General features: G+C 39.6%; 8 protein-coding genes. 5 read left to right on the top strand and 3 right to left on the bottom strand.

Annotation, left to right across the window (positions count from 1 at the left end; all coding sequences use genetic code 11):
- Positions 1-697: 697 nt before the first annotated feature.
- Complete coding sequence (gltS, locus tag HC000_RS14605; protein WP_011328742.1) at positions 698-1,912, bottom strand: sodium/glutamate symporter; 1,215 nt, start codon at positions 1,910-1,912, stop codon at positions 698-700.
- 595 nt (positions 1,913-2,507) lie between these two features.
- Here gltS and HC000_RS14600 point away from each other — a divergent pair.
- Positions 2,508-3,266, top strand: coding sequence for a sulfite exporter TauE/SafE family protein (locus HC000_RS14600; protein ID WP_179808021.1), 759 nt, complete (start codon positions 2,508-2,510; stop codon positions 3,264-3,266).
- Between the two features lie 5 nt (positions 3,267-3,271).
- On the opposite strand, the gene HC000_RS14595 is transcribed toward HC000_RS14600, so the two are convergent.
- A complete protein-coding gene (locus tag HC000_RS14595) occupies positions 3,272-3,907 on the bottom strand; it encodes an NAD(P)-binding oxidoreductase (protein WP_011328740.1) in 636 nt (211 codons plus the stop codon).
- An 82-nt stretch (positions 3,908-3,989) separates the two neighbouring features.
- On the bottom strand, positions 3,990-5,999 hold the full coding sequence (gene mnmC, locus HC000_RS14590) for a bifunctional tRNA (5-methylaminomethyl-2-thiouridine)(34)-methyltransferase MnmD/FAD-dependent 5-carboxymethylaminomethyl-2-thiouridine(34) oxidoreductase MnmC (RefSeq protein WP_179808020.1): 2,010 nt from the start codon (positions 5,997-5,999) through the stop codon (positions 3,990-3,992).
- 181 nt (positions 6,000-6,180) lie between these two features.
- Here mnmC and fabB point away from each other — a divergent pair, with 181 nt between their 5' ends.
- The 4 genes from fabB to HC000_RS14570 all read left to right on the top strand — a co-directional run bounded on the left by fabB (position 6,181) and on the right by HC000_RS14570 (position 14,134).
- Positions 6,181-7,392 carry a beta-ketoacyl-ACP synthase I gene (fabB, locus tag HC000_RS14585; RefSeq protein WP_011328738.1) on the top strand — a complete coding sequence of 404 codons (1,212 nt, stop codon included), beginning with the start codon at positions 6,181-6,183 and terminating at the stop codon, positions 7,390-7,392.
- Positions 7,393-7,501: 109 nt separating this feature from the next.
- Entirely contained in the window at positions 7,502-8,623 is a 1,122-nt protein-coding gene (locus tag HC000_RS14580; protein ID WP_179808019.1) for a 4-phosphoerythronate dehydrogenase, read from the top strand.
- A 45-nt stretch (positions 8,624-8,668) separates the two neighbouring features.
- Positions 8,669-9,685 carry an aspartate-semialdehyde dehydrogenase gene (locus HC000_RS14575; protein WP_011328736.1) on the top strand — a complete coding sequence of 339 codons (1,017 nt, stop codon included), beginning with the start codon at positions 8,669-8,671 and terminating at the stop codon, positions 9,683-9,685.
- Between the two features lie 348 nt (positions 9,686-10,033).
- On the top strand, positions 10,034-14,134 hold the full coding sequence (locus HC000_RS14570) for a FimV/HubP family polar landmark protein (protein WP_179808018.1): 4,101 nt from the start codon (positions 10,034-10,036) through the stop codon (positions 14,132-14,134).
- The last annotated feature ends 106 nt before the right edge of the window (positions 14,135-14,240 follow it).

Genomic DNA, 14,240 nt, shown 5'->3' with positions numbered 1-14,240 from the left:
ATCCAATCGTTCTTGGTCGAAAGATCGGATCTCGGAACAGGCATTTAGTTCAATTTTCTTAAACGAGATTCAGGTTAATTAAGATCACAGACCCATTAAGCTACTCGCCAAAGTACCCACCAAGCCGGTAGCGCTCTTTATTGAGTGTTGATGCAGTAACCGAAGCTAAGCTTTTAAAAAATGAAGGTTTAAATGAGGGGAGTAACTGAGAGTTTAAAATTGTCTGATGTAGATAAATTAATAATCAACCTTATTAGCAACGATCCTCATATTACAAACGCACAGTTAGTTGTCGCTAGCGAAACGTCGTTGAGCGCCATCTAAAGGCGGATTAAGGTTTTAAAAGAAGCTGGGCTGGTGAAGCGAATTGGCGCTAAAAAACGGGTTATTGGCAACTTAATACCTAATGCTCAAAAAACCAATAGCTTGTAAGAGATTTTAACAAGGTTTAACCACAACGATAGATAACTTCTTATAAAGCGCTGTAGCAGGCTGTGAAGGGCTTTTATGGGGGGATCTACCTTAGTAAATAATACTAAACTTGTATTGCTTTAGATTATTGAAAGTAAGTTGAGATTTGATACGTTTGTAAGGTTGCTGCTTAGCGATGAGATAAAGCAGTAAGTAGATACGAAGTAAACATTAAGCCAGCGCTAAGGCTGGCTTAATGTTTACTACAATAGCTTAAGTGCGGCTATTAACCGCTAACAAAAGGAAAGCTTAAATACAGCTGTATAATGAGTGCGTTGGTAATATCAATGAAGAATGCGCCGACTAAAGGTACTACTAAAAATGCCTGTGGTGAGGGGCCGTAACGAGATACTAAAGATTCCATATTTGCTACTGCGGTAGGGGTTGCGCCTAAACCAAAACCACAATGACCGCCCGCTATTATTGCGGCGTTGTAGTTTTTACCCATTACTCTAAAGGTAATAAAGTAAGCAAACAGCATTAGCATAACGGCTTGTACTAAAATCATAAATATCATTGGGCCGGCTAAACTCAGCAGTTCCCATATTTTTAACGACATTAAAGCCATGGCTAAAAACATTGATAGCGCCATAGTGCCCCATAAGTCTATACAGGCGCGGCTTACCTTATAAATTTTAGAAAATTCAGTAAGGTTAGTAATAAAAACACCAAATAATAATGGGATTAAAAATGCTGGTAAAATAACGTCAATTGCTTTTAATGCGTCGTAGCCCATGCGGCCTAAGTACATACATAATAATATAACAAACAAGGTTTCCATCATTTTACGCGGTGTTACTAGGTCGTGATCATCTGGATCGAAGGTAACTGTGTCATCGCGCTCTTCATGGTATGAAGTGTCTGCTTTTAAGTTATATTTATTAATGAGGCGTCTGCTGACAGGGCCGCCAACTAAGCCACCAAGAATAAGCCCAAGCGTAGCGGCTGCCATTGCCAGTTCAAATACGCTACTTTGCATACCATATTCATTAATAAATAAATCAGCGTACGTAGCACCACTACCATGGCCACCAGAGAGTGTTACAGAGCCGCCAATTAAGCCCATTAAAGGCTCCATACCGGTTGCTACCGCAATAGATATACCTAAGGCATTTTGCACCAATAAATAAATTGTTGCGACGCCCAAAAACAGCGCGACTTTAGGGCCACCTTTAATTAATAAGCTAAAACTCGCACCCAAACCAACAGTGGTAAAAAACATGGTCATTAATGGGGTTTTAAAAGTCATATCGAATTGAAAGTTAATATCAAAGTAAACGTGCAGAATGGCCGCAATAATAGAAAAGGCAATACCACCCACAACGGGTTCAGGAATGTTGTTGTCTTTAAGAAAAGCAATTTTGCTATTGAGATAATAGCCTGCAAAAAGTATTAACAAAGAAACTAACAAGGTTTCTATAATAGAAATTTCAATATTCATAAGCGCATTTAACCTTTTTAATACGGTATATTTTTGTTTGCACATGAACCAAAGTTTGACCGTGAAGAGGTAATCAACAGATTAGCAGTTCAAAACTTTAGAGCGCCATAAGCAAAAGCAGTACCTTGCAACTTAGCAAATCATTAATAAAAAACAGGCAAAGTTTAATTTTGAGGGCAGGAGCTTAGCATATACCGGTTACCGATCAAGATGCATATTTTAAGTTTGTATACTATTTTGCAGCAAACACAGCCATAAAGTAATTCTTATTCATTAGTTTTAATGTGGTTGTATTTTTTTACAACAAACAAAGTTGGGTGTAATTGTTAAAAGTTGAATAGATAAAGGGACAGTTCATTTTTATTCGTTACGTGTTTGGGCTAATTTATAGCGGGTTATTAACTTTAAAATTGAATCTATAATTAATTGTTGTAAGCATATTTTAAACTTAATGCTGAGCTTTAATGTGCTGTGGCTTTACACAATGCTTATATTTTTTGAACGCAATTTAAACTATGCATGTTATACCTAATGGTTATACAAAATCACTAAAATAAGCCTCAATATAAGGTGTTATTCACCCTAGAGCATAAATATGGATTTATTGGCTACAGAGTTTATTACTCCCTGTATAGCGCTGTTACTTATTGTACTTGCAGGTTTTACATCGTTTGTATCTGCCGCGTTTGGTGCCGGTGGCGGGCTGATGTTATTAGTTGTTATGGCATCAATTATGCCAATGACGGTCGTGGTGCCAGTGCATGGCTTAGTACAATTAGGATCGAATGCAAATAGACTAGTGTTGAGCATTAAACATATAGATAAAAGTATGTTTATTTACTTTACGCTTGGTGGGTTGGTTGGCGCTGGCATTTCTAGCACTGTAGTTAATGATATTCAGTTAGATGGTATGAAGTTGGCGGTTGCGGTATTTGTGGTTTATTTATTATGGGGTAAAACGCCTAAATTTAAAAACGACTCAAAGCTGGGGCGTTTAGTTGCGGGTTTAATAACGGCATTTATTTCTATGTTTGTTGGCGCAAGTGGACCGCTAGTAGCGAGTTATTTGCATATTAATAATTATGACAAATTAAAGTTCACTGCAACGTTTTCTAGCATTATGACCCTACAGCATGTGTTAAAGGCGTTTGTTTATACTGTTATTGGGTTTAACTTTTGGCAATGGTTGCCATTGGTGATAGGTATGATTGCCAGTGGTGCGCTAGGCACCTGGTTAGGTATTTATTTACTTAAACGTATGCCTACAGCACGTTTTAAAGCTATTTTTAAGGTTATATTAACACTTATGGCTTGCCAATTGGCTTGGCAAGGCATAAGTGAAATATTGCTATAAGCAGATTATTTTACCGCAGCTTTAATAGGGCTGTCGCCATCAAAAAGCTCAAAAATACAACTGCTATTACATTGGTTTTGCGCAATGTTAAATAAAACATGAGCAACGTTTTCTCGGCTTATTTTTGCATTTGAACGATCGCTTGGTCGTGTTGTGCTAATAAGCATTGATGCAGCTTCGTTGGTTAATGCACCCGGTCGTACAATGGTATAACTAAGGCCGCTATTTATTAGGTATCTGTCTGCCATGTGTTTAGCTACTAGGTAAGGTTTTAGATCACTTTGAATTGCATCAGGATCGTCAGCACCTAACGAGCTCACCATAATAAAGTGTTTAACACCGTGCTCTTTTGAAAAGTTAATTGCCTTAGTAGCAGCCCACAGATCAATTAATAAGGTTTTATCAGCACCTGTACCGCCGCCTGAGCCAGCAACAAATATAACTTGCTCACAGTCTTTTACTACGTCACTAAAATCGCTTTCTAAATCTTGTTCGATAATAGTTAAATGTACGCTATTTAAATCACTTAGTTTATTTTTATTGCGCACTAAAGCGATTACATTATGCTCATGCTGGAGTAATAACTCGGTAGTCATTTTACCAATTTGCCCGCTTGCGCCAATAATTAAGGTTTTACTCATCATTAACTCCTAAATTTGTTTGCTATTTCAGCTTACAGTAGATCGTGACTCGTTGGTATACCTTTCAAGTATAGCTAACTGATTAAATTTTATTACGAATTAAATCACGCACTATAAAACGAGCAGGGTGAATAGCTTGGCTTACACGCTCGCTGAGCGGGCGCGGCTCGTTGTTTAAACTGCTAATTAAGTGTTCACTGCAAAGTGGCGCACTGCATAAAGCACGTGCACCAAAGCCGGTGAAAATATGTAGCCCTTGTTGTTTTTTACTTAGGGCTTGGTACTGATAGCGTTTACCTAAACGTAAATTAGCAAAGGCAGTTAGGTAATCGCTTTGCTCTACCCACTCTCCTGCCATAGGTAAGTGATCAATAAAACTACAACGCACTGCGGCTTTTGCTGCGGTTATATTGCCTAAGCTAGTTGCAAAATTACAGTGGCCGTAAAAGTTGAGTAATTGCTCGCGATTACTAAGGTTGTCTTGCTCAGTTACTTGTCGGCTTTTGGTGTTTTTTTCAAACGTTGCCCCCATGCAATGATGATCTAAATAAGCGGGTGTAAAATAGCCTTTATGGCACAGCACTGTTTTTAGTTTAGTTGACTGCTCACTTGCCTGCACATGCGATACTTGCCCGCGTACACCAACGATTGGTAGTGCTTTAGTTTGTGCAAATGCATCGCTGTGCTCACCTGCACATATAATTACATCGCTAAAGGGGCCAAACTGTTTGCCGTTACTAAAAAGTAGCCAGCCGTTGCTGGTTTTTTTTAACTGTTCTATATGGCAGTTAAAAGTACTTTTATAAGGCGCCAAACAATGGGCGGCGCTCAACATAGCATTAACTAGTTGTGGTGGGTTTACCCAGCCACCTTGTTCAAAATATACGCCAGAATAACCAGTAGTAACTCCGGCTATAGTATCTCCTTGCTCTGCGGTTACGTTACGCATTAATGTTTGTGGCCATAATTGCTGCTGGGCTAAATTTTCATGGCGATCAACGAGTGGCTGTTTTACTGCATGCTGCAATACACCGCACCAGCTATGATCAAAACTAAAGCCATCATTGAGTAACTGTTTATAAAGCCGTTTGGCATATAAAAAGCTATGCGCAAATAACTCGCTGTGTGGGGAGTTTTTTGCTTGTAAATGAGGGTATACCGCCCCTTGCACGTTGTGCGATGCCCCCATAGCGGGTGCAGCATCTTGGCAAAATAATTGGCTGCTAATACCTCGCTTAGCTAGGCTGTATAAAATACAGCTGCTGGCAATACCACCACCAATTACCGCCACATTACTAAGCGGGCTTACATCGTGATTAAAATAACTTGGCGCCGATTGCGTATCGTTAGTGTGTTTTAATGTGCCAATTAGCATGCTACGTTTGTGCGCAAATCCTTTAACTTTTTGCATGGTAAAGCCTGCATCACTTAACCCACGACGAACAAAGCCGGCAGCGGTAAAGGTAGCAAGGGTGGCTCCTACTTTTGAAATGTTAACCATGGCATTAAACAGGCTTTGCTGCCACATGTCAGGGTTTTTACTCGGTGCAAAACCATCTAAAAACCAAGCATCTACTATACCTGAGCGCGGATAGCTCATTGTTTTAATCGATTCCAGTGCATCACCAAAATATAAATCGAGCACGATTGTCCCATTATTAAATTCAAGTCGATGGCAGCCTGCTAAATTAATGGGATACTGGCTGATAAGTTGCTCACTTAATAAATTAAGTTCAGGCCATGCTGTTAATATTTTGCTTAAGTCGCTTACACTTAATGGGTGTTTTTCAAAGGCAATAAAGTGTAGTCGCTTTACACCATAGTTTAGTTGCTTTTGAACTTGTTGGCGTGCAAGGTGGTCAGTAAAGTGCTGGCATGTATTTAAAAAGTTAAGGCCAGTGCCAAAACCGGTTTCGGCTATAACAAAATGTGCTTGGTCATGGCTTTGTAACCGTGTATCTATATTGTTTTGCTGATAAAACACATAATAAGATTCAGCTAAGCCATTATCGTCAGAATAATAAATATCATCGAAGTCATTGGCAACAGGTGTGCCTTGGTGGTTAAAGTGAATGTTGGCGTTTTTTATCATGACCCATTTAATTTTAGAGATGAAATTTTTTAATTATTTTACGTGTTTTCTTTGAAATAGTCTGGCGTTATTTATAAGCTAGCAGTTCAGAGTACAAGTGTACGCTAGAAAGCTGACCACTTAGGTGATTAAATTCGCGTAAAATAGAACGCAATTAAGTATTAAGCTAAGGGAATTACCCATGAGAAGAGCCGTAATTACAGGTATCGGTGTTGTATCAAGTATTGGTAACAACAAAGAAGAAGTATTAGAATCGTTAAAAACAGGCCGTAGTGGCATTGCGTTTAACCAAGAATTTGCCGATTACAAGCTACGTAGCAACGTGTCGGGCAAAATTGATATTGACGTTAAAGAACATGTTGACCGCAAAGCAATGCGTTTTATGGGTGATGCTGCTGCCTATTCTTATATTTCAATGACGCAAGCGATTGCAGACTCAGGTTTATCTGACGAGCAAGTGTCAAACGAGCGTACGGGTATTATAGTTGGTTCTGGTGGTGGTTCATCTAAATGGCAAGTAGAAGCGGCTGATATTTTACGCGAAAAAGGCGTAAAGCGTGTAGGTCCTTATATGGTGCCACGTACTATGGCAAGCACCACGTCTGCATGTTTAGCAACACCGTTTAAAATTAAAGGTGTTAACTACTCTATTAGTTCTGCATGTGCTACATCAGCGCACTGTATTGGTAATGCAGTAGAACAAATTCAACTTGGCAAGCAAGATGTTGTTTTTGCTGGTGGTGGTGAGGAGCTGCACTGGACTTTAGCAATGGAATTTGACGCTATGGGCGCACTTTCTACTAAGTACAACGAAACACCAGAAAAAGCATCGCGTACGTACGATGCAAACCGCGATGGTTTTGTTATATCTGGTGGTGGCGGTATTGTTGTGGTTGAAGAGCTTGAACATGCTCTTGCTCGTGGCGCACATATTTACGCAGAAATTGTTGGCTATGGTGCAACGTCTGATGGTTACGACATGGTTGCTCCTTCAGGCGAAGGTGCTGCACGCTGTATGCGCCAAGCTATGCAAGACGTAGAAAGTATTGATTATTTAAATACGCATGGCACATCTACTCCAGTGGGCGATGTTAAAGAGCTTGGCGCTATTCAAGACGTATTTGGTGGTAATTCACCAATGATCAGCGCAACTAAAGCAATGACAGGCCATGCCCTAGGTGCGGCGGGTGTTCACGAGGCTATTTTCTCTTTATTAATGCTAGAGCATGGCTTTGTTGCACCATCAATTAATATTGATGAATTAGACGAGCAAGCTGCAGGCCTTGATATTGTTACTGAACGTCGTGATGTTGAGTTAAATACTGTAATGTCGAACAGCTTTGGCTTTGGTGGTACAAATGCCACTTTAGTTATGAGTAAATATAAAGGTTAATTAGTTTCTTACTAAATACCCAAAGCCGAGCATTGCTCGGCTTTTTAGTTTGTGCAAAGCCTAGGTTGTTCGTTACAATAGCGACCCTTAATTGCCAAACGGACTCTGTATGAAAATTCTTGCCGATCAGAATATGCCTTTAGTTGAGCAGTACTTTGCAGACATTGGTGAAGTTGAGCGTTTTGATGGGCGACAATTAACAGCCGATCAACTAATAGACGTAGATGTGCTGCTTACTCGCTCAGTCACTCAGGTTAATAATGAGCTTTTAGCACACGCTAACAAACTAAGCTTTGTTGGCACCGCAACAATTGGTGTTGATCATATTGATACGCAATTATTAAATGATAAAAATATTGCCTTTAGTAGCGCGCCAGGCTGCAACGCAATTGCGGTAGCCGAGTATGTAATAAGCAGTTTATATGCCTTAAGCCAAGAAAACGCCCGCCCACTTAATAATCAAACAATAGGTATAGTTGGCGTAGGCAGTATTGGCAGTTGTTTGGCGAAAAAATTACAAGCGCTGAATTTAACCGTACTTTTATGTGATCCAATAAAACATGCGCAAGGCTTATTAAACGAGCACGTAGCACTTGATCAATTACTTGCGCAGTCAGATATTGTAACTTTTCATGTTCCGCTTATAAAAAGTGGCGAGCATAAAACGCTACATATGATGGATAAAGCCAGATTAAAAGCGCTCAAACCCGGGCTTACGTTAATTAATGCAAGCCGTGGTGATGTGATTGACAATCAAGCATTATTAGAAGTGATGCAAGCGGGTGCCGATTTAGATTTAGTGCTTGATGTATGGGAAAACGAACCCACTATTTTAACTGAGCTATTGGAGCATGTGCGCTATGCAAGCGTTCACATTGCAGGGCACACCCTTGAAGGGAAAGCCCGTGGTACACAAATATTGTATCAAAAGTTTTGTGAACTCAAAGGGATAGAAGCAACAAAGTCGCTCGACGAGTTTTTACCCGTGCCTGCAATTACGCAAGCTACATTAGGACAAAGTTTTAATGAAGCTGATATTGCGCGTTTGGTGCATTTAATTTACGACGTACGCCGTGATGACGGTATTTTACTGCGTGATTTAGCGAATAACGGTTTTGATAGTTTACGTAAAAACTACCCTGTAAGACGAGAATTTAGCACTTTAACAATACAAGGTGATAGCTCGCAGCTAGCCGCTTTAGCCCAGCTTGGGTTTACTGTTGCAAACTAATTTAACTAGCGATGTTGTTTTAATATCGCTTAAAGAGGAATAAATATGTCGCAAAAATATAACGTTGTGGTACTTGGTGCTACAGGTTTAGTTGGTCGTCAAATCATTGAAACATTAGCAGATCGTAAATTTCCAGTGGATCAACTTTTTTTACTTGCTAGCAGCCGCAGCGCAGGCGAAGACATTAAGTTTTGTGGTGAGACCATTGAAGTACTAGATGTTGAAGGCTTTGACTTTAGCCAAGCGCACATAGGCTTCTTCTCTGCTGGTGGTAGTGTGTCAGAGCAGTACGCGCCAATTGCTGCAGATGCTGGTTGTGTAGTAATCGACAATACATCATTTTTTAGAAATGATTTTGAAGTCCCTCTAATCGTACCAGAAGTTAACGCAGCAAGCTTAGCCGATTTTAGAAACCGTAACATAATTGCCAACCCTAACTGTTCAACTATTCAGATGATGTTGGCACTAAAACCAATATACGATGCTTACGGAATTGACCGTATTAATGTATCAACATATCAAGCAGTGTCGGGCGCAGGTAAAAAAGCGGTTGATGAGTTAGCAAAGCAAACCGCTAACTTAATGAATGCCCGCCCAGTTGACAGCGATATATTTCCTAAGCAAATTGCGTTTAACGTGATCCCACAAATAGATGCATTTGAAGATAACGGCTACACCCGTGAAGAAATGAAAATGGTTAACGAAACGCATAAAATATTAGGCGATACTACCATTGCAGTAAACCCAACGTGTGTAAGAGTACCGGTGTTTTTTGGTCATTCAGAGTCAATCAATATAGAAACACGTATGCCATATGACCTTGAACACGTAAAACAGTTATTAAACGACGCGCCAGGTGTTGAGCTTATTGATGACGCGGGCGATTACCCAACAGCGGTATCTGATGCCAGCGGTAATGACACAGTTTACATTGGTCGTTTACGCGCCGATATTTCACATCCACATGGTTTAAATATGTGGGTTGTAAGCGATAATACCCGCAAAGGTGCAGCAACAAATAGCATACAAATTGCAGAAGAGCTTATTGCTAACTACATGTAATTATTTATAGCTTTAAAGCAAAAAAAGCGGTAAACATTATTTGTTTGCCGCTTTTTGTTTATATGGCTGTCAATTAATTGCCGCATATAATTTAAAAGCGTATAAAGATGTTGATATAACAGATTTAAATACTTTTAATTATAAATTTAAGGTATTTATTTTCAAAGTGTTGCGATGGATATTAGTGGCTAACTGGTTTATAGTTTGTAACTGGAATAGAGCTTGCAATAAAAATAGATTGTAATAAAAAATGTGAGTCAGCCATTTGGTTGATAACGGCAAGAATAATCAATGTTTATGCGCCCACTTTGTGGCGCTACGTTAACATTTAAACATTAAAGGATCAGCATGCGCGGTTTAGCTTCACTTATTATATTGGCGTCTGCATTTATAGTCACTTCTGTTTACTCTCAAGACAGTACCCAACTAAAGGGGCCTAAAGGCGTTGACTATGGTGTGCAAGGACGAGCAATAGGGCCAATAAAACCGACCGATACACTCTGGCGTATTGCTGTTAAAGTTCGTCCTGATAACTCTGTAAGCATTTATCAAGTTATGCAGGCCTTGTATAACAAAAATCCAAATTCATTTTTAGAACAAAACCTTAACCACATGCAAAGTGGTGCCTATTTAAACATACCCACCTTAGCTGAAATTAAAAGTGTTAGCTCTGAGCTAGCAAGACAGCGCTCTGAACAAGACGACAAGTTATGGGAAAAAAAGAAAAACGGCACGCTAACGCAAAGCGAAATTAATACAGCTCAAACCAAAGTAACGCAAGCGCGTAAAGTTGACGTAGACGAAGCTAAAAAAGAATTACAAAAAGAATTAAATGACATAAAAACGGATCAAAGTAATAGATTAGTTGAGCTGCAACAGCAATTTAAAAGTTCGGTAAACAATGTTGAAGAAATATTAGTAGAGAATAACAAGCTTAAAAAACAACTCACAGGTATTTCACAAGAGCTAAAAAACTTACGCGAGCAACTAGGGCAAGACAGCGAAATACAGCTGCAACTTAAAGAATTAATAGTTAAACAAAATGAAATAATAGCGCAACAAAAAATCAAAGACGCCAAACAAGATGCCGAATTTGACTTAGGAGCCTTGCTATCTAATCCGCTGGTTTTAATTTTGTTAATGACTATACCTGCATTATTAATTATTTTTGCCGTTGTAATGTTGTTACGTAAACGCGCAAATAACACAGAACAAAATAACCAAGAAGATGAAGAGTTTTTACCGCAAACTCCCGTTTATAGCAGTGATGACAGCGATGATGTTGTAAGTGCAGCTAGCCACGACGATCCTATTATTCCTGATCCGTTGGATGATTTAAGTGTTCAATTAGATGACGGTATTTCGGATGACGCGCTGTTAGATGACGATGTAGCGTTTGACGACTCATTAGACGATAGCAATTTATTAGATCAAGATGAGTTAGAAAGCTTACTGAGCGATGACATCATTTTTGATGATGAAGACGGCCAAGACGATGATGAGCTCGATATTTTTATGCAGCAAGGCTTTGATGAGCCTGTAGATGACAGCTTAGAGGACACTATTGATTTAGACTTAAACACATCACAAAACAGTGATGATATTTTAAGTGCTGATGATTTAGATAGCTTATTTGATGAAGACGATAGCTTACCAGAAATTGAATCGAGTGATAGCGACAAAGTAGCACCAGAGAGTGGGGATTCTCACGATGAAATATCTGCCTTTAGTGAAGAGTTAGCAAGTGAAGATGACGATTTTGATATTGATGATTTATTAGAATCAGAGCAATCATCAATACCAAAAAATACAGAAGAGTTGGTAGAGGAAAACGACGACTTTGACTTAGATGATATCGACAGCTTAATCGATGAAGTAAGTGAGCAGGACGATGCTCTGCCTGAAAAGCAAAGCAGCGCTACAGAGCTCGTAGAAGAAAACGACGACTTTGATTTAGACGATATCGACAGCTTAATCGATGAAGAAAGCGAACAGGGCGATGATCTGCTTGAAGAGCAAAACAGCGCTACAGAGCTAGTTGAAGAAAACGACGACTTTGATTTAGATGATATCGACAGCTTAATTGACGAAGCAAACGTTCAGGGCGATGATCTGCTTGAAGAGCAAAACAGCGCTACAGAGCTAGTTGAAGAAAACGACGACTTTGATTTAGATGATATCGATAGCTTAATCGATGAAGCAAACGAGCAGGGCGATGATCTGCTGGAAGAGCAAAGCAGCGCTACAGAGCTCGTAGAAGAGAATGACGACTTTGATTTAGATGACATCGATAGCTTAATCGATGAAGCAAACGAGCAGGATGATGATCTGCTTGAAGAACAAAGCAGCACGACACAATTAGTTGAAGAAAATGATGGTGTTGATATTGACGACATCGACAGCTTAATCGACGAAGTTAGCGAACAAAGCGATGAAGAGCAGCCTGAAGCAGCGCTTGAAGAGCAATATAATACAGCTGAGTTAGTAGAAGAAGCTGATGACTTTGACTTAGATGATATTGACGATATCGACAGCTTAATCGATGAAGTAAGTGAGCAGGATGATGAAGAACAGCCTGAAGCACCGCTTGAAGAGCAAAATAATACAGCTGAGTTAGTAGAAGAAGCCGATGACTTCGACTTAGATGATATTGACGATATCGACAGCTTAATCGACGAGGTTAGTGAACAAGGCGAGGAAGAGCAGCCTGAAACACCGCTTGAGGAGCAAAATAATACAGCTGAGTTAGTAGAAGAAACCGACGACTTTGACTTAGATGATATTGACGACATCGACAGCTTAATCGACGAAGTTAGTGAACAAAGCGAGCAGGGCGATGAAGAGCAGCCTGAAACACCGCTTGAAGAGCAAAAAAATACAGCTGAGTTAGTAGAAGAAGCTGATGACTTTGACTTAGATGATATTGACGATATCGACAGTTTAATTGATAACTTAGACGACGACCTTGATGAACATGATGCACAAATAGATACAGCCCTTGCTGAATCAGTAGAGGATTTAGAAAAAGCGCAGCAAGAGTTAAATAGTGACGACGCTGAATCTGTTGCCTCATCATTCAGTGAAAATACAGAGTCAGCACTTGAGTCAGAACCAGAGCTTGCAGCAGAAGAGCAAGACGATTTTGGCGACTCAATTATAGAGGATTACTCAGATACATCGCAGACGTTACTCGATCCTGAAGATGCGCTTGAAGAATATAATGACGATAATTTAAAAAGTGTTGATGAGCTTTTAAATGAGCTACAACAAGCATCCGATGATGAAGAGTATGTAGAACCCCCTCAGTGGTCGGTTGATGATTTTAATGATGTAACAGAAGCCGAATTAGGTGACGACCCTCTAGGTATTGAAAATGATGAATCTGAATTATTAGCAGATGAGTCAGTGCCTGATGTAGCAGCGCCAAGCGAAGAGCTTGATGTAGACGAATACCCTGAGCTAGATCTGAATGACGATGCAATACTAACAGCAGATGAACAGCAAGCGTTTACTCCGCAAGAGCTGCAAGGCGATAACCTAGGTGGTGATGCTAAAGGTATGGCCTCGAGTCAAGCTGAACAAGATCTTGCAAACTCGCTACTAGCCGGTGGTAATTTAGATAGTTTAAATGATGACTTTGACGATGAACTATTAATTGAAAATGATTTTTCAGAGCTCGATAGTGAACAACAAAATGAAGATGAATTATTACCAATAACCTCACCACCAGAGGTTGATACAAGTAATTCGTCTGAGCAGCAATTAAATGATGACGTTAGTGATGATTTGCTTAACGAAGTAGACGATATTCAAATTGAGCAATTAAATGAAGAGTTAGATGAGAAGTTAATTGATGAGCAAACAAATGTAGACCGTGAAGCGGCATTAATGCCAACAGAGTTACCGCATAACGGTGAAGTTGCATCGGATGATGAGCTTGATGACGAGTTTATGGCCGATTTAACTCAGACCGACTTTGATGCATTACTAAATGAATTAGCCGATGCTGATGAGCTGGATATTGCAGACAGTAGTGAGTTTGACGTTGATTTTAATAACTTACTCAGTGATGAAGTAGATACTGATGAATCAGCTTTAGCGCCACAGCCAACTGTTAACAGCAATACTATTGAGCAAAATAGCAAAGATGAGTTTGTAGATATTGATGCGTTATTAGAGCAAAGTGACGACGCAGATACAGAGCACGAACCTTACGATGATGTGAATATGGACGTAGGACTAGGTGATTTTGACTCATTACTGGCCGGCGATAACCCAACAGATGTTGATGCTGAAAGTGGCGGTTATTCTGCTAAATTAGACTTAGCCCGCGCTTATATCGAAATAGATGATTTTGACTCAGCGCTTAAGGTTATCGAAGACGTTATTAATAAAGGCCCTGAAGAAGTTCAACAAGAAGCGCTTAGCTTAAAAGCTAAACTTAAATAAAATAAAGAGCATAAATTTAAAGCCCGTAATTTTACTAATTACGGGCTTTTTTAATCGGGATAGGTTTGATTATAGCGCAGCTGCTTTTATTGCATCGCTAGATAGC

Origin of the sequence: Pseudoalteromonas sp. MIP2626 (genome assembly GCF_013414205.1) — a bacterium.
Lineage (GTDB): Bacteria > Pseudomonadota > Gammaproteobacteria > Enterobacterales > Alteromonadaceae > Pseudoalteromonas > Pseudoalteromonas nigrifaciens.
The sequence above is the reverse complement of the archived record's forward strand: the minus strand, read 5'-3'. Positions and strand labels throughout refer to the sequence as shown.